Origin of the sequence: Marinoscillum sp. 108 (assembly GCF_902506655.1) — a bacterium.
Taxonomy (GTDB): Bacteria; Bacteroidota; Bacteroidia; order Cytophagales; family Cyclobacteriaceae; genus Marinoscillum; species Marinoscillum luteum.
Map to the genome: position 1 here is coordinate 22043 of NZ_LR734815.1, position 23426 is coordinate 45468.

General features: G+C 44.8%; 14 protein-coding genes. 5 read left to right on the forward strand and 9 right to left on the reverse strand.

Annotated elements, in window-relative coordinates; translation table 11 throughout:
* Positions 1-155: 155 nt before the first annotated feature.
* The 8 genes from GV030_RS16625 to GV030_RS16660 all read right to left on the reverse strand — a co-directional run bounded on the left by GV030_RS16625 (position 156) and on the right by GV030_RS16660 (position 15001).
* Entirely contained in the window at positions 156-830 is a 675-nt protein-coding gene (locus GV030_RS16625; RefSeq protein WP_370519078.1) for an NUDIX domain-containing protein, read from the reverse strand.
* A 189-nt stretch (positions 831-1019) separates the two neighbouring features.
* Positions 1020-2774, reverse strand: coding sequence for an Ig-like domain-containing protein (locus tag GV030_RS16630; RefSeq protein ID WP_159584403.1), 1755 nt, complete (start codon positions 2772-2774; stop codon positions 1020-1022).
* Between the two features lie 6 nt (positions 2775-2780).
* Positions 2781-3692, reverse strand: a complete 912-nt coding sequence (locus tag GV030_RS16635) for an alpha/beta hydrolase (protein ID WP_159584405.1) — start codon at positions 3690-3692, stop codon at positions 2781-2783.
* A complete protein-coding gene (locus GV030_RS16640; protein WP_255465511.1) occupies positions 3673-4983 on the reverse strand; it encodes a polysaccharide lyase family 1 protein in 1311 nt (436 codons plus the stop codon). The genes GV030_RS16635 and GV030_RS16640 overlap by 20 nt, the downstream gene beginning before the upstream one ends.
* Positions 4984-5102: 119 nt before the next feature.
* The gene (locus tag GV030_RS16645; RefSeq protein WP_159584407.1) at positions 5103-8321 is read right to left on the reverse strand and encodes a T9SS type A sorting domain-containing protein; all 3219 of its coding nucleotides are present in this window, start codon (positions 8319-8321) and stop codon (positions 5103-5105) included.
* Between the two features lie 81 nt (positions 8322-8402).
* On the reverse strand, positions 8403-9953 hold the full coding sequence (locus GV030_RS16650) for a DUF5123 domain-containing protein (RefSeq protein ID WP_159584409.1): 1551 nt from the start codon (positions 9951-9953) through the stop codon (positions 8403-8405).
* Positions 9954-9965: 12 nt separating this feature from the next.
* On the reverse strand, positions 9966-11753 hold the full coding sequence (locus tag GV030_RS16655; RefSeq protein ID WP_159584411.1) for a RagB/SusD family nutrient uptake outer membrane protein: 1788 nt from the start codon (positions 11751-11753) through the stop codon (positions 9966-9968).
* A 17-nt stretch (positions 11754-11770) separates the two neighbouring features.
* Positions 11771-15001, reverse strand: coding sequence for a TonB-dependent receptor (locus tag GV030_RS16660; protein ID WP_159584413.1), 3231 nt, complete (start codon positions 14999-15001; stop codon positions 11771-11773).
* Between the two features lie 555 nt (positions 15002-15556).
* Between GV030_RS16660 and GV030_RS16665 the strand changes: the two genes are divergently transcribed.
* A complete protein-coding gene (locus GV030_RS16665) occupies positions 15557-16501 on the forward strand; it encodes a pectinesterase family protein (protein WP_159584415.1) in 945 nt (314 codons plus the stop codon).
* Here GV030_RS16665 and GV030_RS16670 read toward each other — a convergent pair whose 3' ends face one another.
* Entirely contained in the window at positions 16502-17698 is a 1197-nt protein-coding gene (locus tag GV030_RS16670) for a DUF4861 family protein (protein ID WP_159584417.1), read from the reverse strand. It abuts the gene before it with no gap.
* A 277-nt stretch (positions 17699-17975) separates the two neighbouring features.
* Between GV030_RS16670 and GV030_RS16675 the strand changes: the two genes are divergently transcribed.
* The 4 genes from GV030_RS16675 (at position 17976) to GV030_RS16690 (ending at position 23409) form a co-directional block, all read left to right on the forward strand.
* Positions 17976-19013 (forward strand): LacI family DNA-binding transcriptional regulator, encoded by a 1038-nt coding sequence (locus tag GV030_RS16675; RefSeq protein WP_159584419.1) that lies wholly within the window; start codon positions 17976-17978, stop codon positions 19011-19013.
* Positions 19014-19112: 99 nt separating this feature from the next.
* A complete protein-coding gene (locus GV030_RS16680; protein ID WP_159584422.1) occupies positions 19113-20528 on the forward strand; it encodes a tagaturonate reductase in 1416 nt (471 codons plus the stop codon).
* Positions 20528-22189, forward strand: a complete 1662-nt coding sequence (locus tag GV030_RS16685) for a UxaA family hydrolase (RefSeq protein ID WP_159584424.1) — start codon at positions 20528-20530, stop codon at positions 22187-22189. Before GV030_RS16680 ends, GV030_RS16685 begins: the two co-directional genes overlap by 1 nt.
* A 29-nt stretch (positions 22190-22218) precedes the next feature.
* A complete protein-coding gene (locus GV030_RS16690; RefSeq protein ID WP_159584426.1) occupies positions 22219-23409 on the forward strand; it encodes a glycoside hydrolase family 105 protein in 1191 nt (396 codons plus the stop codon).
* The last annotated feature ends 17 nt before the right edge of the window (positions 23410-23426 follow it).

A 23426-nucleotide genomic window follows, 5' to 3' on the forward strand; every position in this document is an offset into this window, starting at 1 on the left:
GATCTCAGGCGCCTGTGGCACCGTCTTTCATGTGACATGAGGCTCGACCCTCGATTTTAATACTGTGTAATTTATACACAGTTTAATGAATTCACAATAAGTCAACACTTTTTATAGCTTATTTTATCATTATCAAAGAATATCTCCTTAAATATCTATTTCTTGATTCGATAGAGTTCCGGCCCACCCTTCACTCCTATCTTCTTTTCATTGGTAGGAATCACCAACCCTGACTGAAGAATCTTCTTTCGGAAATTTCTCCGATCAAGCGTTTCGTCCAGGATGCTTTCATAAAGATCCTGCAGTTCTTTCAATGTAAACTTGTCTGGAAGCAATTCTCCAAAGATGAGATTTTGATCAAGGCTGCCCCTCAGTTTATGCAGCGCATCTACGGCCAGTTGATCATGATCAAAGCCCAGTTTTGGAAGTTTTGAAAGTGAATACCATTGTACATCAGACACATAATTCTTAGCGATTACCGGATGGTTTTCTGGTTTGATCAGGGCATAAAAGCACACAGTGAGCACACGCTTCACCGGGTGCCTGTCCACACTACTATACGCCTTCACCTGCTCCTGATGTACATCGTGGATTCCTGTGAGGTTGAAAAGTACATTATTCACGGACTCTTCCAGGGTATGGCCCTCATCCATAATACCCCCCGGGAGCATCCACTGATCTTTAAATGGATCAATCGCCCGCTTGACCAAAAGCAGCCTGAGTTCATTGTCCTGAAAGCCAAAAACGGCACAGTCTACTGTGATGGTGCACTCGTACGAGCTAGAGGATACGGTAGTAATGGTTAGTGATTCCAGTGTCTTGTGATTCAGTTAGTGATCGATCAAAATTAAGAAAAAAGATTTCCCACATCCTAATTATACATAATTGACCTGTCTGATGCTTTAAAATCATTCAATGCCACCCATATGAGCAGTTTAATAAAACCCGGCTCCCTTGGAGCCGGGTATGTGACCAACCAAAATGGCTGATCTGCCTTAGTATCCTTAAATATTGGCCTCTTACTTGTGCTCAAAAGCTCCAAGGTCCGGTGCTGAACCGGAATAGTCCAAACCTACATCTACCCCTTTATCTATTAGATCACTATCAGATTGGAGGTACAGGTATTGCACATCGGGCAGGCTACCATCTGCCTTTCTAGGAGCAGACAGTGCATCCAGATCAATACTTACAAAATCTATCGCAGAAGCCTCCAGACCATCCTGCCAACTGTTATTGGTAATATCAGTGGCTGTGGCTTGGTAACTATCCCCACTACCGCCCGCAAATGACAAACTGTTTTTGATGGTGAGCGATGATGCAATGTTGGAGCTCCCAAAATTGATATTTCGCCCGTTGCTGTGAGCTGAGCAGTTATACATGATCACTGTACCCCTATTGCTATTGTGATCAAATCCATCTACAATATTGCCGGCGGCAATACAATTGGTATATAGGGCATTGTGTTTCAGAAGCTTATCATCACTACCCCCCGTTTTAAAACCATTACCATCGCCACCACCAATGGTTCCATCTTTTAGCATCCCATTTTTGAATGCCCAGCAATTCACGTAGGTGGTCGTAATGTTATCCGCTCCGCGCAGGTATCCATCCCATCCATCATCGAGGTTTTGCCAGGCTCTGCACCCAATAAATTTGTTGCCATCTCCTGCATCCAGCTTGCAGGCAAAACCATCAGCATTTTCGATGGAGGAATCTGCATTATAAAACGAATCACAATTCAATACGGTGTTGTGGCTTGCACCATTACCAATCTGAAGACCGGTGTCTGCATTTTCAGAAAAAGTACAAAACTCTACCAGGTTGTAATTTCCGCTGATAAACATCCCATTGTCTCCCGCACCAAAAACATCAATACCCTTTACATACCAGTAGTCACCGGATAGTTGTAAGCCACGGTTACCGGAGTTTTCGGCCATCGATGAGAAATCAAATTTTGGTCGTTCTGTATCCTGAGGATGGGCAATGAGTGAAATCAAATTACCCTCAGCCCCATCACGGCTTAGGTTAATCTTGGTGGAGAAAGTGTAAGTGCCTCCTCGGATATAGATTTTATCCCCAGGATTTGCATTGACAATCGCATTGAGAATGTCCTCAGCTGTACCCACGATGGTTCCGTCGGTACCTTCAAGCACCCCTGAGATAGAAACATTTTTCTCACCCACTATTCCTGATGCATCTGTGGCCGATGCTCGCACAGTGACAGATCCATTTTTAAGGGGGGTCAAATCACCTGATGCTGAGATGTTTGCCAGGGTTTCGTCCGAAACAGACCATACCACTGTTTGATTGTTAGCATTGATCGGTAAAACTTCAGCACTAAAGGCTTGGGATCTGCCATCAGTAATATTATTTCCTGTTATCGAGATATGCTCCACCAATACCACCGGAGCCATTATACCGGACACATTAAATGACTTCTGAGTGGTTACTCCAGAGCCGTCCTTTGCAGACGCTGTGACGGTAACCACCCCATTGGATACAGCTGTCAAAAGGCCATTTTCACTGATAGTGGCCACCGACTCATTTGATACTTTCCATTCAACCATTTGATTGGATGCATTGACGGGAAGAATAACAGCCGTAAGCTGACTGGTTTCCCCGTCTTCTATAAAATCGCCTTTGATGGAAATGTGGCTAACAAGTATCTGAAGCGGTTCCTCATTTTCCTTGCAGGACACAAAAATGACTAACAAACCAAGTAACAGACCAACTATGAATCCCGAATCAACCACTATGCCTCTTTCTATATCCATTTAAGCTTAATTATCCTGCTCTAAAATTGTATCATTTAAAAATTTGATCACCTCCACCACAGTGGCTTCAAACCACGGTGACAGCAACCAAAAGGAATGAGGTGCATCTTCGAATACCCGAACTGCTGTATAGGTGCCGACTTCTTCCAAAACCTGCATGTATTCCTGTCTTCCAGCAAGAAATCTTGGGTATTTACTTGCCAAAAATAAGGTAGGTGGTGTAGAGGCTGAGACATGTGTCAGTGCCGAAGCTTCCTGCCATAACTCAGGCACTTCCTCATAAGTACCTCCAAGCCATTGTGCAGCCATAGATCCTTCCTGTGAATCAGGATGTTTAAAAGCCAAAACTCCATCTATATCAACTATCGCCTGAACGTCGGTCGTAGTTCCCAGGAGGGCCGCCAACTGTCCACCAGCAGAACATCCCAGTACAACCATGCGGTTGGTATGCATACCCATTGTTCTCGATCGATCTCGCATCCATTGCAGCGCATCCTTCAAATCGCCAATAGCCGCGGGATAGAGTGCCTCCATCGACAGGCGATATTCGGGCACCATCACCAAATAGCCCGCTTCTGCCAGTCGCTCAGCCATGGGAGTCATTAAGCCGGGCGATCCTGCTCTCCATCCTCCTCCATGAATCATCAAAATAGCGGCGGAAACCCTCTTCTCTTTAGGGATGAAAAGATTCGCCACCAAACTTCGGTACCCCAGATCTTTGTATGCCACATCAAAAGTGGACGTCACCGATTCCGGATCATTAGGTTCAACACCCTGAACATCCAAATTGGGATAATGTCTGAGTACTTTGGCAACTGTATTTGCTACGGTATAGCTTGTATCCCGGGGGACCTGTCCGACTACAACCCATCCTGCGATCAAAAGAAGGATTAATAGACTAGTTCTGAACCAACTCATTCAAATAGACCTCAATGTTTGTATAATGCTCCATCAACCCAATCTCAGCAGAATCATCTTTTTTCATATTCAGATGCCTTCTTTTTTCCCATTTGTCAGGCATACCATCCCGGTCAGTGTCCTTTGGAGCTTTTTCTGATTGCAGTACCGGCCAGCCCCCAACCTGAGTTTGTGAGTCAATAATTCCGTTATTCCCGAAAGTCGCTTTTCCTTCACGCACTTCTTCAACAATCCTTTGATCAACAGCATCCCGCCTATAACTAGCTCCGGCAGATTTCAGCACCCATTCAAAAGACGCTTTTGCTGATTGAGTAGTTACTGATGCCACTTCCAAAGGGTTTTCCAACCTGATCTGGCTCACCACGGCGTCCCCTCCATTCACTCCAGCCCAGTTGTTGTCAGAAACATGAGGATTTCCAATAAGCTCATTCCCTTCCAGATAAAAATGTCCATAAGGCTCATACGGATCCAAAATTTTATCCACTTTGGATTCGGTAGCCGGGCCCGGTTTGTAGGTGTTGTTGATCAAATTATAATTTCCTTCTTCACCGCCATAACTGTTGTTTGATTTCCAGTTATAGATGACATTGTTACGAAAATCAGCGATTTCATGCTCGGGTTTCTTGTGATAACGAGCTCCCTGAAAACGCGGATTTCGACTGTTGTGATGTGCTAACAAATTGTGATGAAAACTGGCCTTTTTGCCTCCCCATATCCCACCATATCCATGGGTTCCTTTTTGATGCACAGAATTATTCAGGCTCTCAGAAATGATGCAATACTGTACAGTTACCAGCTCATTATCATAGATGGAGGCACTTTCATCTGTGCTCCAACTGAAGCTGCAGTGATCAATCATTAAGTTTCGATTGTCCATAGCACTCATGCCGTCATCCTGTACATTTCGTTCGTCTCCTAACCGGGAACGGATGTACCTGATAATTACATTGTCTCCTTTAACTTTCAGAGGATAATTTTTTAGTGTAATGCCATCACCGGGTGCTGATTGACCAGCGATAGTTACATTGCCATGGTTGATGTCGAGTGGCGATTCCAACTCAATATTCCCTGAAACGGCAAACAAAACAATTCTTGGATAATCCTCACGTAATGCTTCCCTTAAGCTTCCAGGACCAGAATCGTTAAGGTTTGTAACAACCAATACCTGACCACCACGTCCCCCTGAAGCATACCTACCGAACCCCTCCGCACCCGGAAAAGCAAGATCCTGAGATCGACAGATCATGTGAACCCCAAAAAACAAAATGAAAAACAATGTACTATATCTCATATCCACTCTACTATCCAAACCTAGGGTTTTGATTCAATAAATTAGAAGCTTAACTGATAGCGGTAATAGCAGGAACACCACTAGGATGTTCCTGCTACTTTCTGTATCTCCGCAGACTCTTATTCTTTCCAGAATTTCTTGGTCACCTTCTTACCTTCATTGGTAAGTTCAATCACATACATGCCCTGTGACAGGTTAGTAAGGTCTAGTTCCACCCCTTCATTGTTTTGCAAGAGTTTATATGAATTTACTCTTACCCCACCCAAGGTGTAAAGTGATAGTTGCTGGTTATTTTGTAGCACCTTACCTCTTATGAAAATTCTATCCGTAGCTGGATTGGGCCACATTTTGAATAGATCATCATCGAAAGTGGCACCTAAAACCACTCCTGCTGCTGTACTTCCTGACAATGAAAAGGAAACGGCATCAACTCCCACACTGCTATGCACAAGACTGCCACTATGGCTACCTTCCGTAGGTGCATTGAGCCTTATGTAAATGGTGGTGCTGGCAACATTTCCATCCAGAGGGGCAAGTGAAAGTGAACTCAACCATAGCTCTCCGTTGAATGAAATCTCAAAACCTTGTGGCACTGAAATTTCGAGTTTGCTAGCAAGATTAGTGGCAGAGACCGTATAACTCTGAGGGTCTGATGGTTGATTCAGATTTTGAGAAAAAGCAACAAACTCCCCTGAAGCAATAATCCCAGGATCAGGAATCGTCTCTCCCGTTACAGCAAGTAGTACATCAGTCGCTCCGGTAGATGAATGAACAATATTTCCATTGTATTGGCCCGTTTCAGTTCCGTTCAGCCTCACATAGACGCTGGTGGAGTTAATAACTCCCTCGCTATCCGGGGCAATACTAACCATCCCACTCCAGGTGGTATTGTCGAGGGATACCTCGTAACTATCCGGGGCTGTAATAGTCAGGTCTGCAACCAAGTAGACGGCAGTGACGGAATAAGATTGCGATTCGGAAACCGAGCTAACACTTTCTTTGAATGGCTCAAGCGCCCCGCTCACACTGATTTCAGGCACTATTGTCATTCCAGTTAGTGAAACAGCCTTTGTGGTACTACCACTCACCAAAGTAACAGCTCCATTAAACGCGCCGAGCTCCGTAGAATTTAACCTAACATAGATGGTGGTCTCGGCAACTGTACCTTCGATATTGCTCAACACCAAAGGATCTGTGGTAAATGCATCCGTCTCACTCAGTGAAAGTTCATACCCACTTGATGCCGTAATGGTCAAATCCGTGCTAAGATCACTACCCGATACACTAAAAGACTTAGCGGCAGTTGGTGTTCCCAAATGTTGGACGAATTCAGAAAGGGCAGCAGGAGCAGTAATCACCGGTGTAGGCCCCTCATCGTCACCTGTAAACTGCGCTGGCAGTCGTGATTGGGAAGGTGAGTAAGCCCCGGTCACATCATGAAGGACATAATCCACATAAGCCGAGTAAGTCGGACTACCATTTCCATCTCCAAACCGGTAGTAATTAGAGCCTGTTGTGGTAGTGGTAGTGGCAGTGAGTACTGGATAAGGATTTTCATTTAGGTAGATTTTAACAATACCTTCTGTACCACTACTCGCATCTATAGTCATGCGATATACATTCCATTGAGATACGTTTAGCTCCTCAGAGAGGTCCACAGAAGCTCCAGAACGCTGTAAGCTGAGTTCTCCGTTAGATCGGATATTTAGCTGATCCCGAAATCCATTGATGTGCATATCTATGTCCGTGAGACGATCTGCGGTTAGATCCTTTGCTTTCACTCTCATCACGACGGTAGCCGCTGTTGGGACAGGGTCAAAATCAGAAGTTTTGTACATTCCCGAGGCGTCTGCTCCATCTAATGTCAGTAAATTATTTCCAACGCTTACCGGATCAGCTTCTATGGCCCAGATGGTACCCGAGCCGTTGCTGGCACTCCAGGCTGGGTCAGCTGCGTCTGGCAGTTCGTTAGCGTTATAAATAGACCATTCACCCACAGGTGGCTTTGTTACCTCATTGGGCAATCTGGTTTGTTCGGGAGAGAATGCCCCTGTAACATCATAGCTTACATAGTCCACATATGCCGAGTAAGTTGGGCTACCATTGCCATCTCCGAAGCGGAAATAATTAGAGCTAGTAGTGGTAGTGGTAGTGGCAGTAAGCACCGGATAAGGGTTCTCATTCAAGTAGATCTTTACAATCCCTTCAGTACCACTACTCGCATTGATTGTCATCCGGTATACATTCCACTTATTCACGTTTAAAACTCCGGACAAATCTACGGAAGCGCCGGATCGCTGGAGACTCAACTCTCCAGAAGATCTGATATTCAATTGATCTCTAAATCCATTGATGTGCATGTCGATATCGGTCAAACGATCCGCAGACGGATCTTTGGCTTTGACACGCATCACCACTGTCACACCAGTAGGTGTCGGGTCAAAATCTGAGGTCTTGAACATCCCCGAAGCATCCGCTCCATCCAGCGCCAGTAGATTATTACCTACCCTTACCGGATCTGATTCGATGGCCCAGGTAGTTCCTGATCCATTGCTGGCACTCCAAGCAGGATCGGCCGCATCTGGCAATTGATCCGCATGATAAATGGTCCACGCCCCCACGGGAGGTTTGGTCAAATCATTGGGTAAGCGAGTTTGTGCTGGTGAAAATGCTCCTGTAACATCATAGCTCACATAATCCACATAGGCCGAGTATGTTGGACTACCATTTCCATCTCCAAAGCGAAAGTAATTTGAACCTGTAGTGGTAGTTGTAGTGGCTGAAAGAACCGGAAAGGGGTTTTCATTTAAGTAAATCTTCACAACCCCTTCAGTACCACTCGAGGCATCTATGGTCATTCGGTAGACATTCCACTGGGAGGTATTTAACAGACCCGATAAATCTACAGAAGCACCTGAACGCTGTAAGCTCAGCTCACCAGAGGATCGGATGTTTAATTGGTCCCTAAAACCATTGATGTGCATATCAATATCCGTCAATCGATCAGCGGTGAGGTCCTTGCCTTTGACCCGCATGACCACCGTCACGGCAGTAGGCACCGGATCAAAATCTGCAGTTTTGTACATTCCTGAAGCATCGGCTCCATCCAACGCCAACAAATTGTTGCCTACCCGAATCGGATCAGACTCTATCGACCAGGTGGTACCTGATCCATTGCTGGCACTCCAGGCCGGGTCAGCGGCATCTGGCAGCTCATCAGCATTGTAAATTGTCCATTCACCAACCGCAGGTTGGTTGGGGTCATCCTGAGACCATGCTCCTGTAACTGACAGGGTACACAGCATTAGGATTGATAATATATTGGATAACAGTTTCATAATATCATTGAATTTTATGTCCATTAGTGAATATCACTGTTCATATTGTTTGATTGAAGGGAAGTATTAGCCCTTTCATTCTTATTGTCTCCAGCGAGATGGTCCTACTTCTTCATCAATCAGGTTCTGATTGGTAATAGTAAAATCTCCATTTGCCGGATCTACAAAACCAGGGTTAGCTTCTGTCGCATCTACTTCACCCGGATCAGTATATTCACCTTCCCACAAACCAATGGTATTGAAGTAGTAATTGTCTCTGTAATTCAATGACACTTCCTCACTGATATCTCCCGCCTGAGACCAGTTTCCATAAATAGCTCCCCCACTACCCTCAATACCTGTTTCTACGAAGAGGCATTTGCTTACTTCCAACGAGGTACCACCGCCGGACATTCTAAAGAACCCTCGGTTGTTACTATTGTCGGCGATACAAGCCCTGTAGAAAGTACAATTCCTAAATGCCACGTCAGCAGCGACTTGCATTCTCAGGAGTGTTCGTATTCCATTGGCGACGGTAGAATTCTCTAACGTAAGAGATCCCACAGCTCCACCCCTAAAGTCGAAACCATCGCCTCCTCCACCGGGAATATCATGGATGTAGGTATCAGAAATGATAATGTCTCCGTAGGTTCCTCCGCTGTTGCTATAGAGGATATTGTTGCTATAGCCACTGATTTCGCAGCCCTGAACAGTAAGGGTACCGAGATTGCACTCTGAGGCAGAAGCATTGAACATTTGACCATAGTCATCTTGTCCTTGTATATTGAGATACCTCAGGGTGATGGAGCTCACTGGAGTACCACAAGAAAACTGCCCAATAATCACTGGCATGTCGTACCATTTCTGCCCTTCGATAACTATGGACTTTGTAATTTCCTTTCCACCAAGGTTATAGGTGCCTGCCGCTAATATGAGTACCGCCCCCTCTTCTGAGGCATTAATAACGCTACTTAGGTCATCATTGGCAGTAACATTGGCCTCTTTCAGGGTAGAAAAAGTCACTGTTCCTCTTCTTTTGGTGCCGTTGTACAAGGTCACGGTATAATCCGTTGCTCCTGAAAGCCCATCGATTCTCGCTTCTCCTGCTGCTACCTGAGCTGCTGAAATCTGCACCAATGTATTGCCTGGCACTATTAACAGATGAGTTACTTCACTCCCTGGCTGCCAAACTACTGTGGCGTAAGTGTCCTGTACATTTTCGCCTGGCAATGGTAGGAAAATCTGCTCCGCATCTGTCCGTGCGGTGACAATAGCCCAGTTAGACTCTTCCAGCCCTTCAGTCACAGCTCTCACTCTGGCCGAGTAGCGGGTCTCACCTGAGAGAGATTCTGTATAGGTGATGGTTCCGGCTGTGGGTATATCGTCTACTATAGCAGTGCTGATGGGATCACCAGAAAACCGAAGGCTATCCTGAAAGAACTCTATAACATATTGGTCAACATCAGGATTTGCGGTCCAGCTAAGCTCTATATCTACCTGGTTACGCACCCGGGCTTCAAGTCCCACCGGGGCAAAGGCCCTCGATTTTGTGAGTTCTGTAATGACCGGATCTATGTCATCCTTGCAAGCCATAGGCACCAATGAAAGTGCGCATAGCAAGATTCCTGTGAATTTTTTAATTCTGGTATACATATTCATCCTTTTTTAATTCAGTAAATCGTTGGTCAACTGTCCATTGCTACCATCTATAAAGACTTGCCAGATCGGCCAAAACTGGTTCTCATCGGGGTTTCCAACATAGATGGTTTCAATTTTTTCATCATCCAATTCATCCACTACCGCCCAATCAATATTATCACTATACTCACCTGACTTATTGTCTGTTTCACCCCTCTCCAATCCGTAGAATTCCAGGGTTTCGTTATTTTCTGCAAGCCTGTAATACAAGGTGGAGGGCACATTAGCATATTCACCTGACTGACTTCTCAGGTCGTACATCTTTTGTTTCGCCTCGTCAAGTTTTGTCTTTAGCAGATTCCATCTAATGAGGGCCTGCTTGCGTTGCATTTCGCCGCACAGTTCGAGTTTGTGCTCTTCTACGATCGCATCGAAAACAGCTGATCCAGATAAGCCGCCCAGATAAGCATCTACTTGAGTAGGCCAGTCCGCCTGATCGAAAGCGCGCTGACGAATTTCTTTCAAATACGGTTTGGCGGCATCAGGCCCCTCCAGCTCATAAGCTGCTTCAGCAGCCATGAGTAAAATTTCGGCATAGCGCATGTACATAAAGTTGGTTCCGTCATCGTTGGAAGCGGTCACACGAGTGTTTTTCCATTCGTATCGGTATTTACCAAACATCCACTGGTCCAGGCCGGTAGGCTCTTGCTGAGCAATGTCCTCTGAAGGGCTCACGTCTTTCCATTGGTATGGCACACAAGTGACATCTCTACGTGAGTCATTAGGAGCATAATCATAAAACACGAACGGCAACGGACCACCCTGACCACCTCTGGCCTGACCTGTGTACTTATCCTTACTCAAATGCCTTACGGCAAAAGTGAATAACCACCTTCCTCTCCCTGAGGCAAATGGGATTTCCCAAAGTGATTCCCCTCCGGCTGTTACATCATCTTGGTTGAACTTTCTCCACAAATCCTCAAACGAAGTTTCAAGACGTGCTGTGCCACTTGCTATCACATCTCTGCATTCCTGCAACGCGATTCCATACATGGTTGCGCGATCCAATTCCGGATCAGTACTGAGGCGCACACCGTCCGCATACTGCGAGTACCCACCGGCAGCTAAAGCCAGTCTTGCTCTTAGTCCTTTGACAAAAGCTTTATTTACCCGCTCAACAGAAGCAGTGCTTGATGTTTCGTTTGGCCATGGAACGATTGTAGCGGCCTCCTCCAGATCTGCTAATAGCTGCTTGTAAATAACGTCCCGACTAGATCTCGGTAAGTACAGGGTTTCCGTAGTGATTGGTTCAAATCTTGCTGGCACGTCCCCCCAGGATTTGACCAGGTCCGCGTAATAAACAGCTCGCAAGGTAAGGGCCTCTCCTAGTAAGTAGGCCATATTTTCATCATTCTCTACATCCCCGTAGTTACGCAGCCCACGAATACAAATATTTGCTCGTTCTATACCCGAATACATCATGGCCCAGGCATTGTTAGTCGTATTCATTTGGTCATTATTGGGCTTCGCATTGTATTTCACCAAGTCGTAGTTGTCATCAGGATTATTGGAGTTGTTGTTCCACTCCACATCTGTGTTCATCCCATAATTCGGAAGAAAGCGACCTCTGTATGAGTTAGTCTGCCCAAAGGGTTCCTTAATGCCATCTACGGCACCCTTAGCCAGGGTATAAACCGAAAATATCTTCGATTCATCCAGAGTAGATTTGGCCGGTGCTTCCAGGTAATCCTCACAAGACGTAGTGGTACCCAAAATCAGCACACCGGCAAGAGCTATGTTTAATATCTTTTTCATTTTCAATGTCATTTGGATTAAAACGTAAGATTCATGCCAACAGTAAACTGCCTGCTACGTGGATAAGCTGAATAGTCCACACCCGGTGTGAGTGGGGTTTTTCGTCTGGTGGATACCTCAGGATCAAATCCCGTATAGTCTGTCAGGATAAACAGGTTGTAACCCGTGATATAGAATCTAAGGTTTTCAATACGGGCTCTTTCAATAATCGCCTTAGGTAAAGTATAACCTAAAGTGAGCGTATTGAGCCTTAGAAAGGATCCATCTTCAACTGCCCAGTCACTAAAGATGTACCGATCCATGTATGGACTCCACATGGTGGTGTTGGCATTCACTGCCGCCAGTTGTGCCGGATCAGTGATCAGTTCGCCGGTATTCCAATCTATATTAGTCCATCTCTCTCCCTCTTCCTGAACGGAGATCAGGTTTCGATACTGATTGTTTTCATTGGCTGAAGTGAACTCCACTTTATTGGCATTATAGATGTCATTTCCATAGCTCCAGTTGAAGGCGGCCGTGAGGTCAAATCCATAAGCGTAGGCGTTGAGCACAAAACCACCTGTATGTTTGGGATTAGCATTGCCTATAAACCTTCGATCATCGATGGTAATGGTGTCATTTCCATCAAGATCCATCAATTTCATCATACCCGGACGTGGCGTTAATATACCATCTGAAGTCACCACACCTTCCTTGAGTACCCACTGTCCGGAGTTCTCATCATATTCTTCGAAATCATCCACTTCGTACCGACCATCAGATACATACCCGTACATCCTGCCAATTGGATCTCCTACTTGGGCCAGGTAGTCGTTGGCAATCTGAGTAGAGGCCCATCCAGTGGTTACTTCCGTGCCCACCAACTCGTCCATCACACCAAGTGATTTGATGTTATTTCTATTGAAAGCAATGTTGAAGTTGAAATTCAGACCATAGTCTTTTTTATCCAATGCGATACCATTAAGGCTTAGCTCGACCCCTTTGTTCTCCGTTTCACCCATATTTCGATACTGATATTCATAGCCTGTGCCTGCTACAGGGAAACGAATCAGTAAGTCGCGGGTGTTATTTTGATAAGCCTCTATTGTACCGGTTACCCGGCCTTCAAGCAAACCGAAATCCAATCCGATATTTTTAGTTTCCGTGGTCTCCCATTTCAAATCAGGATTGGCCATGATGGTAGAAGCCGCCCAGTAACTATTTACGTCGTTGATGTAAGTGGTATTTCTGGATTCAAATGTCTGTACGGTCTGGCCTCTTGGTATATTGTTATTCCCGGCCAACCCATAACTGGCACGAAGTTTCAATAGGTACACCCATTTGGTCAGCCCGCTCATAAAGCTCTCTTCGGTAATCTTCCACCCGCCAGATAATGATGGGAAATACCCCCAAACATTGTCTCCTTTGAATCGGCTGGATCCATCAGCTCTGTATACCGCACTGATTAGGTAGCGATTCTTATAGTCATAATTAGCCCTTCCAAAGAATGATAACAGTTTATCGTCCGGACTAAAATTATTATCTGCGTAGATAGACTGTCCTTGTGTCGTCAGCTTGAAAGCTTCATCTGCACTAAATAATACTGGATAACCCTGAATTTCATATTCCAACTCATTGGTCTGGGTAAATAGCATTTCATGCCCCCCCATCACTTTTAGGTTATGTAACTCCCCCTTGAGGACATCATAAGTCACCGTATTGGTATTCCTGAGTCTTACCTCTTTCCTATCGCTAAAGAGTGCTGACGGCTGATTTGGGTATGCAGGAGAGCGGTCTCTTGCTTTGTAAGTAGTCACCCCATAAAAACGATTGTCCTGGTAATTGTAGTTATCCACCGTAAAAGAAGTGCTTAGCTGCAATGGATCAATTATTTTCCAGGCAAAGCTCCCTGCGATGTTGTAATTATTCCGTTTTTGCAATCGGTCATTGTCATTCGTGGAAACAATCGGATTTACCAGATCTCCTGAAGTTTGCTCATTGGTATCATCTGATAGACTCACACCCGATATCGGAATAGGTGCATAAGCTACTGCGTGTTTCAATCTGGAGTCAGCAGAAGATACCTCGTTCTGTTCATTAGCTCCGCCTCCGTTGATTTCTGTATCAGAATAACGCAATGAAAAATTCAGATCAATCTTATCATTCGGAGCGTTTTTGAATTTTAAGGTAATGTTGTTTCTCACATAGTCAGAACCAATCATAATGGCCTTATCATCATATCTTGCGAAGTTGGCAGAGTAGTTGAATTTTTGCCCGCCACCGCGGATGCTCAGATCATTACTAAACGTGGTTCCTGTACGGCCATATATCTGCCTTTGCCAGTCATTGGCTGCTTGTCCTTCATATTGATCAAGGTCACCAAACAACCCGAAGTAGTCCTCATAAGATGAGTAATCACCTTCCTCACTGGCATCCAGCACCGCATATTCATACTGCCATCTGGCATAATCTTCCGGATCAAGCACATCCAGGGTTTTGGCAATCTTCTTCACTGCGTAAAAAGAATTGTAATTCACCGTGACTTTTCCCTCAGTACCACTCTTAGTAGTAATAATTACCACTCCGTTTGCTCCCCGAGAACCATAAATGGCCGTTGATGAAGCATCTTTTAGTACGTCGATGGACTTGATATCTGATGGGGATAAATCCGATATAGTGCTTACAGGAAAGCCATCCACAATAAACAGCGGCGAGCTGCTCTGGGTCAGTGAAGCCCCACCTCTCACCCTTATTCTGACTTCTGCGTCGGGTGAGCCCTCAGTGGTAGATATTTGCACTCCGGCTAAACGACCAGTCAATGACTCTGCTACACTTGCCACAGGTACCTTCTTCAAAGCATCTCCTGTTACAGAAACCACTGACCCAGTCAGGTTTGACTTTTTCTGAGTACCATAACCTACCACTACCACCTCATCCAATGCCTGTACATCAACATCCATGGACACGTTGATAATACTCTTCCCAGCAACTGGTATTATTTGGTTAGCGTAACCAATAAAACTAAAGGTCAAAGTTGCATCCTCAGCAACAGTAACCTTGTAGTTTCCTTCAATGTCGGTGATCGTTCCCTCTGAAGTTCCCTGAACTACAACGCTCACTCCTGGCAGGCCCTCTCCTGTTTCTCGATCAGTAATCTTACCTGTTACGGTCAGATCTTGGGCTGTTGCGCTAGTCATAGATACCAGTACCAATACTGGCAAGAAAAGTATCTGTATCCATGACTTGCGAATAGTGATTTTAGTACACATAATTCATCATATTATAGGTTAGTGGATTTATTAAAAGGTAATGTGATTAAAATCTGAACTCACATTTTGTGTAATCGATTGCACTCTGTGATCAAAAAAAATATTCCCCCATGAGCCTGAAAGCCCAAAATGTAATGTTGACCCGTAGAATTTATTCATAATCTTCATTCTTTTTGGTTGAAAAAGTTCCCCTAAACAAATGAATTATTCTGATAAATCCGAATTTAACAATTATTAATTATTCAATATTTACGGAATTAACCATTCCTACAAATCAATTATCTCCTCATTTGGCCTATTTATTTTAACGATTTCACAATAACATAGGCAAAGCATTGAACATTAACATACAATTAACTCTAATCATTGTGAGTATCTATTCTTACAATAAGTAGATCAACCCATATCCATGTATGTCCATTATTTTTTTCACCTCAATCCGCCCCGATTCAAATAACATTTCGCCTCACCAATCCCTTTCATTACCGCTCATTTTGTGCTATCCTTTGCACACCATTTGATCTGATCATCATTCACTTGTTCAAATTTTTGAAAATGAGAAAACTCTACCTATTCACCCTCATCATCGCCATATCATTCAATGGATTGGCTCAGTATGCCACTGAAATAGTGGTAGACAAATCTGGACAAGGAGATTTCACTTCCATTCAGGAAGCCATCTATTCGACTAAAGCTTTCCCAGAACAGGACATTACCATTTATATCAAGAATGGAGTCTATCGAGAAAAAGTGACCATTTTCTCCTGGAATAACAGACTCACCCTGAAAGGAGAAAGCACGGATAGTACGAGGATCGTTTGGGCTGACCATTTTGCCTCCATAAACCTTGGACGAAACAGCACTTTTCACACATTTACTCTCAAAGTAGAGGCCAACGATGTTCGATTGCAAAACCTAACCATTATTAACAGCTCTGGCCCGATAGGCCAGGCAATAGCACTGTATCTGGAAGGAGATAGAATTCAGTTGATCAATTGTAGTATCCAGGGGCATCAGGACACGGTCTATACATCCGGAGAAGGTTTCAGACAATACTTTAAGGATTGTTACATTTCAGGAACTACCGATTTCATCTTTGGGGGAGCCACTGTCATCTTCGAAAACTGCACCATTGTATCCAGATCAAACTCGTACATCACCGCAGCCTCTACCCCTAAATCTTCTCAATTTGGTATGGTGTTTTTGAAATGCAGAATTACTAAAATGGATGAATCAGTGAACAAGGTTTACCTGGGAAGGCCTTGGAGGAGTTATGCCAAAACTGCATTCATTGAATGCTATATGGAGAATCATATCCTCCCCGTTGGTTGGCACAACTGGGGTTCCACCGAAAAAGAAACCACAGTAAGCTATGCTGAGTATGCCTCTAAGGGCCCCGGAGCTCACATGAATGAACGAGCAATGTGGGCAACAAGCCTAACCCCCACAACTGCTGCCAATTACCAACTTGAAGTTATTTTCAATGGATGGATTCCTTAATTAATCAACAGCTAGCACCTGAAGAGGTTGATTGAGGCGAAGTACCTCTTGCCTTAATAACGCCATGAAGCTATCCATTGATTGGATAGGATTGGTACCTTTTTCCCATACTGCCATAAAGTGATAAGTAACCTCCTCTGATGGATTAAACAAAACTACGTGACTTCCTGCTCCATCAACTACCTCACTAATGGAAGGTGTTTCCACAATCACTGCAAGCCCCAGCTTGTCATCATTCAAGCTAAACTTGCCATATGTCGCAAAAATGTGATAATTATCAACCACTTCATTGACATACTCCTCCCCAACATTCTTAACCAGCCCAGTACAGAAACCCTCTATTGGATTGGTAAACCTAATTGAGTGAGTGGTCAATGCTGATGCTGCCTGAATGCTAATGGCAGACATCAAATCGGTGCGATTACCCCCATCGGCCCATCCATAATAGTTAGTACTAATTGCTGACTCCAGTAGACCATTCTTCACAATCTGACAGGTTACTGAATCAACCACCCTAAATCGATGAAGGGTGTCATTTCTGAATTTCCCGATTGAGCCCAGGCCTAAAGTTTTCCCCACCTTCAGCAAGTCCATCCCCCAGTCACTCAATTCGTGATAAGAGTCAAAACCATCCAGACCTACACTTTGCAAAACTGGCTCCGGTTTCAACTTTCCAAACACATCCATCCCATTTCTCCAATCCAGATAAAAGCGGTAGGCCATTTGATCCGATTCCCAGCCCGGCCCTTCATACCTCACAAAATAGGTGTGATCAGTGTGCTGATCAGGTACCCTTAAAAAATCAAGGTTCACAAATGATCCGCCAATATATTCTTTCTCCGTCCACGCTCCTCCCTGCTTGACAGATAACTCCGCCTGAGTCATTTTGGTGAAATTGGCTGAGCCATCTGAGGTCACTACCTCCAAATTTGCAGTCTCTCCAGGCTCAAGCTCAAGTAGCACCAGAGCTTTCTCAATAATGCCATCTTCATTTTCATCAATAAATTCTGTCGGTACCGTCCTTCCGTTAAGCTGTCCTTGCAATGGTTTTTCTCCATCCACATTCAACGCCACTTCAATCACCTCCTTACGAGCTAAATCCGATGGGTTACGAATAGCAATAGAAGCCATCGGGGCATCACTGGTACAAGAAAACAGACATGAAAGGCCAAAAAACAGGATAGGAATGAATTTCATTTTGTGAAAATAATAAGGATTAAAGGTCACCGATCCATCGGTACAAATGGGAAATCTATGTGAATTCGCTCAAACGCGCAATCGTTTACACATTTTTAGTGAATTGATGGTCTCAAATTTGTTGTTTCACCAAAAAAATGGTTATTATGAATCTTTAAATTGATTAGCTTCAGGAAATTGTGAAGTATGGTTTTATATCTGTAACCAGAAATTCATTACGGCAAACAGAGCCACAATTAGTGACTACATTCGCACTGTCTGTACAAATAACAAAAGCTTGAAAGGAAAAAAGACCACCATTCATGAGATTGCAAAAGAGCTGAATACCACCGCATCTACGGTATCCCGAGCTTTGAATAATAACCCGCGCATAAGTGAAGAAACCAAGAAGAAGGTTTTTGCAATGGCTGAAAAGCTGGGCTACGAACCCAACACCATGGCGGCCTCACTGCGCAAAGGACGATCGCAAATCATCGGAATCATCGTACCTTATGCGGACAGGATATTCTTCTCATCGGTCATACGGGGCATAGAAGAGGAAGTGAAAAAGTCCGGTTATAATGTAATCATTTGTCAATCTTACGAGAAAATAGACAATGAAATAGATGACGTCAATGCCCTCCTATCCGCTCAGGTAGCAGGTATTATTATCTCCTTATCCCGAGAGACGAGTACCTATGACCATTTGAAAAAAGTCATTCAAAAAAACAAAACACTGGTACTTTTCGACCGTACAACGGACGCGCTTAACACCTCATGTGTAGCCATTGATGATTATCAGGGTGCCTATTCCTCTGTCAGTCACCTGATCGAAAATGGCTACAAAAAAATAGCATTCTTTTCTGGAAACAAGAAGGTGAGTATTTTTAGAGAACGTTTCAGGGGCTATTTGGCAGCATTGAAAGACCATAATTTACCGGTAGTGGATGACTACATTATTGAAGTACCCAGTGATGTAGAGCAAGGCAAACTGGTGACAGAGAAACTCATGTCCCTCCCCGTAAAGCCAGATGCCATTTTTTCTTCTTCTGATTTTTCGGCGCTGGGAGCCACCAAATGGCTACTGCAAAACAATTACCGCATACCGGAGGATATCGGGATCGTGGGATTTGGTAATGACCCATTCACCCAGTACCTGGAGCCGACGATCTCCTCCGTAGACCAAAAAGGTAAGGAAATGGGCAAAACGGCGGCTCAGGTTTTTCTTGAACAAGTGGAGGGGCGAAACTCGATCCATCGCAAGGTGCTCTTAAGCCCGGAGCTTATCATACGGGAATCCTCAACCAAACGATCCATTAACAAAATGGTAATTTAATCTCGGTATTTGGATTACAGGATGAAAATTTTATAACTTGTGCAATCGTTTACGCAGATTTACCAATTCTGTGAGAAACATCAAACAAGATCTGGAACAATGAAAAAATTGAGCACTACAGAACGAATCACACAGCATCCCATTAAGGTTATTCAATTTGGAGAAGGGAATTTTCTTAGGGCTTTTGTAGAATGGATGATTGAGTTACTCAATGAAAAGTCTGATTTCGACGGTAGTGTGGCTATTGTTCAGCCCCTCCAAAATGGCCTCATACACCTACTCAAGGAGCAGGGTGGACTTTATCACCATGTAAGGCAAGGTATTGAAAATGGAGAGACAATAGATGAAGTAAAGCTGATCCAGTGTGTATCCGAGGTTATCAATCCTTTCGAGGAGCAGGCTGCGTATTTCGCTCTGGCAGAGATTCCTTCTGTGCAGCTCATTTTCTCTAATACCACGGAGGCAGGTATCGTACACGAAGCTACGGACCGGCCTGAAGCAGGTCAGATGGCCAATACATTCCCAGGTAAGCTCACACAGTTATTGAAACACCGCTATGACCATTTTCAAGGAGATAAAGGCAAAGGTGTGGCCATGATCCCTTGTGAGCTAATTGAGCAAAATGGAACCAAACTTAAAAAATGTATAGCCCAATATATTGATCTCTGGAATTTAGGTGAGGGTTTTAAGACGTGGGTGAACGAAACCTGTGCATTCGCCAACACACTTGTGGACAGAATTGTACCCGGGTATCCAAAAGATGAGATTGAAGTCATCACGGAGCGCATTGGCATCAAGGATCAGTTGGTGGTCAAATCCGAGTCCTTCCACCTGTTTGTCATTGAAGCTCCTGAGTTTGTGCAGGAACTCTTCCCTGCCCATCGCCTGGGACTGAATGTGAAGTATGTGAAAGATATCACCCCCTACCGGACACAAAAGGTGCGCATCCTGAATGGAGCCCATACTTCTATGGTACCTATAGGTTTGCTATATGGGCTGGAGACAGTCAGTGAAACCATTGATGATACTGAAACTGGTAAACTGATACGCGAAATTATTTTTGATGAAATTGTAGCTACCATTCAAATCCCGGGAGAAGATCCCAAGGAATTTGCAGATCAGGTGATCTCGAGGTTTAGAAATCCTTTTATCAGACATGAACTGATCTCTATTTCTTTAAACTCCATCGCCAAATTCAAGGTGCGGGTGCTCCCGACCATTCTTGACTACCTAAGGATCAAAGGTCACCTGCCAAACAAGCTCATCTTCGCTCTGGCGTGCCTGATTCATTTGTACCTGCGAGACACTGATCGGCTCAAGGACGACGAAACGTATTTGAATTTTTTCGAGTCTCTCAAATCAGATGAGCCAGAAACACTGGTGAATAAGGTATTGGCCAATTCATCCCTCTGGGATCAGGACCTTACAGCAGTAGACGGCCTTTCAGATTTATTGACCACCCATTTTAAAGCCATTGCTTCAGAGCAAATGAAAGAGGTACTTCTTAATATGTAATGATGATACGAGCAATAACCATCCACGAAAAAGACGACCTGGCTGTAGCACTGACCGACCTGCCTAAAGGAGCTGAGGTGACAGTCAATGGCAAGGCTATCACACTGCAACACACCATCAATGCCAAGCATAAATTTGCCATGAAAGACTTTCATGCAGGTGATGAAGTACACATGTATAATGTGACAGTGGGCAAAGCAAAAGAAACCATCAAAACCGGTGAGGCGGTGACCACTTCCAATCTTGCTCACCAGTCAGAATCTTTCAGTGCCGAAGACAAGAGCGCAAACGCCTTTCAGTGGACCTCACCAGATGTCTCTCCATGGAAGGACGCCACCTTTATGGGCTATCATCGCAAAGATGGTCAGGTAGGAACAGCCAACTATTGGTTAGTATTCCCATTGGTCTTCTGTGAAAACAGAAACATTGAAACCATCAAAAAAGCATTTGATAAAGCCTTGGGTTTGGAAAAACAAGACCCTTATGTGGCCCTGGTTGAAAATATGGTTGACCGCTTCAGGAAAAATGAGCTAAGCGATGCTTCCGTCTTGGACTTCAAACTGGACACGACTACTCACATCTCCAAAGCACGAGTGTTTGAAAACATAGATGGCATTCGATTTCTGACTCATCAGGGTGGATGTGGCGGTACCCGTCAGGATGCTGAGACCCTCTGCCGACTGTTATCTGGCTATGTAAACAACCCTAATGTAGCCGGAGCTACGGTACTGAGTCTTGGGTGTCAGAATGCTCAGGTGCAAATGTTCACCGATGCCTTGCACAGTATCAACCCGACCATCGATAAGCCGATCATTATACATGATCAGCAGGATACAGGAAAAGAACAAGAGTTGATCAAAAACTCCATCACTGAAACCTTTATGGCCCTCATAGAGGCAAATAAGCAAACACGTGAACCCGCTCCCCTCAGTAAACTGACCATCGGTCTGGAATGCGGCGGATCAGACGGATTCTCAGGTATCTCTGCTAATCCGGCCATCGGCTATACCTCGGATCTGGTGGTGGCACTGGGAGGTAAAGCCATCCTTTCGGAATTTCCCGAACTGTGCGGGGTGGAGCGGGAGCTCATCAACAGAATGGACACTCAGGAATTGGCAGTCAAGTTTGTGGACATCATGCGCCGTTACGAAAAATCTGCGGTAGAAGCAGGATCTGGCTTTGACATGAACCCCTCTCCGGGCAACATCAAGGATGGGCTGATAACCGATGCAATGAAATCAGCCGGAGCCGCCAAAAAAGGAGGTACGTCCCCTATTACGGATATATTGGACTACACAGAATACGCACATAAACCGGGACTAAATCTCCTATGCACCCCAGGAAATGATGTGGAATCCACCACAGGATTGGCCGGTTCAGGTGCCAATATCATTCTTTTCACTACTGGCCTTGGCACGCCTACAGGCAATCCCATTTCTCCGGTACTGAAGCTTTCATCCAACTCCAAACTGGCAGCTAAAATGCCCGACATCATAGACATAGATACAGGAAAGGTGATCACCGGAGAAAAAACCATTGAAGAAATGGGCAGTGAAATCCTGAATTACATTATAGAGGTGGCCAGTGGCCACAAAACAGCTAAATCCATGGACCTGGAGCAGTATGACTTCATTCCATGGAAAAGAGGCGTTTCCCTCTGATTTTATCTATCAAAAGAATAACCCACACCATGAAGAACATACTTTACCTAATTGGAATAGTCCTGCTGGCGAGCTGTACCCCGCCCAAAGAAACTGCAGAGAACCAAACTGAAACTCCTCTATATGTGCGAATGGCAGACTCTGAGATGAAACGCACGCCGGATCCAAGGCTTCTGGACTTCAGGGATAAACCAAAATGGGAATATACCAATGGACTGGTATGCCTTTCTTTCTTCAAAGTTTGGGCACGGACGGGAGAAGATAGGTTTTTGGATTACGGCAAGTACTACATGGACTCTATGATCACGGACGAAGGGAAAATTCTCACATACAAACTCAGTGATTATAACATCGACAGAATCAACCCGGGAAGGTTCCTGATAGAGCTCAATCAGCTCACTCCAAAGCCTGAATACAAAGTAGCCATTGAAACACTGCGTGAGCAGATGCGTGAGCATCCACGCACCTCAGAGGGAGGATTCTGGCACAAAAAGCGCTACCCTTCTCAGATGTGGCTGGACGGACTCTATATGGGTAGCCCGTTTCTGGCACAGTATGCCATGTTATATGATGAACCTGCATTATTCGATGATGTCGCCAACCAGTTTAAGCTGATAGACAAACACGCCTACAGTAAAGAAACGGGACTTTACTACCACGGCTGGGATGAAAGCAGGGAACAAAAGTGGGCGGATCCTGAAACAGGTTTGTCTCCAGAGTTTTGGGGACGGGCCCTTGGCTGGTTTTCGATGGCTGTGGTGGATGTACTGGACTATTTTCCGGAGGATCACCCAAAGCGAGACAGCCTATTGATGATTGTCAACAAAATAGCCCTGGGAATTCAAAAACATCAGGATCCAGCCTCCGGAGTGTGGTGGCAGGTGCTGGACAAAGCAGGAAAAGAAGGAAACTATCTGGAAGCCTCGTGCTCCAGCATGTTTACCTACTTTCTGGCCAAGTCTATTCAAAAGGGATACCTGGATAGCAGCTATGCACCTATGACCAAAAAGGCTTATGCTGGTCTGATAAAGGAGTTCATCAAAGAAAATGAAGATGGCACGATCAGCCTCACCAATGTTTGTGGTGTGGCGGGATTAGGTGGAGACCCCTACCGAGAGGGAACTTATGAGTACTATGTAGGTGAGATCAGACGAGACAACGACCCGAAGGGTGTTGGGCCCTTCATCATGGCGTCACTCTGGATGGAAAAATTTCAGTAGCTAATCTTTAGAATCCA

Bases quoted from the DNA above. Each gene is read 5' to 3' on its own strand.
- GV030_RS16630 (WP_159584403.1), bottom strand. From the start codon at position 2,774: ATGGATATAGAAAGAGGCATAGTGGTTGATTCGGGATTCATAGTTGGT.
- GV030_RS16635 (WP_159584405.1), bottom strand. From the start codon at position 3,692: ATGAGTTGGTTCAGAACTAGTCTATTAATCCTTCTTTTGATCGCAGGA.
- GV030_RS16640 (WP_255465511.1), bottom strand. From the start codon at position 4,983: ATGAGATATAGTACATTGTTTTTCATTTTGTTTTTTGGGGTTCACATG.
- GV030_RS16645 (WP_159584407.1), bottom strand. From the start codon at position 8,321: ATGAAACTGTTATCCAATATATTATCAATCCTAATGCTGTGTACCCTG.
- GV030_RS16650 (WP_159584409.1), bottom strand. From the start codon at position 9,953: ATGTATACCAGAATTAAAAAATTCACAGGAATCTTGCTATGCGCACTT.
- GV030_RS16655 (WP_159584411.1), bottom strand. From the start codon at position 11,753: ATGAAAAAGATATTAAACATAGCTCTTGCCGGTGTGCTGATTTTGGGT.
- GV030_RS16660 (WP_159584413.1), bottom strand. From the start codon at position 15,001: ATGTGTACTAAAATCACTATTCGCAAGTCATGGATACAGATACTTTTC.
- GV030_RS16665 (WP_159584415.1), top strand. From the start codon at position 15,557: ATGAGAAAACTCTACCTATTCACCCTCATCATCGCCATATCATTCAAT.
- GV030_RS16670 (WP_159584417.1), bottom strand. From the start codon at position 17,698: ATGAAATTCATTCCTATCCTGTTTTTTGGCCTTTCATGTCTGTTTTCT.
- GV030_RS16680 (WP_159584422.1), top strand. From the start codon at position 19,113: ATGAAAAAATTGAGCACTACAGAACGAATCACACAGCATCCCATTAAG.
- GV030_RS16685 (WP_159584424.1), top strand. From the start codon at position 20,528: ATGATGATACGAGCAATAACCATCCACGAAAAAGACGACCTGGCTGTA.
- GV030_RS16690 (WP_159584426.1), top strand. From the start codon at position 22,219: ATGAAGAACATACTTTACCTAATTGGAATAGTCCTGCTGGCGAGCTGT.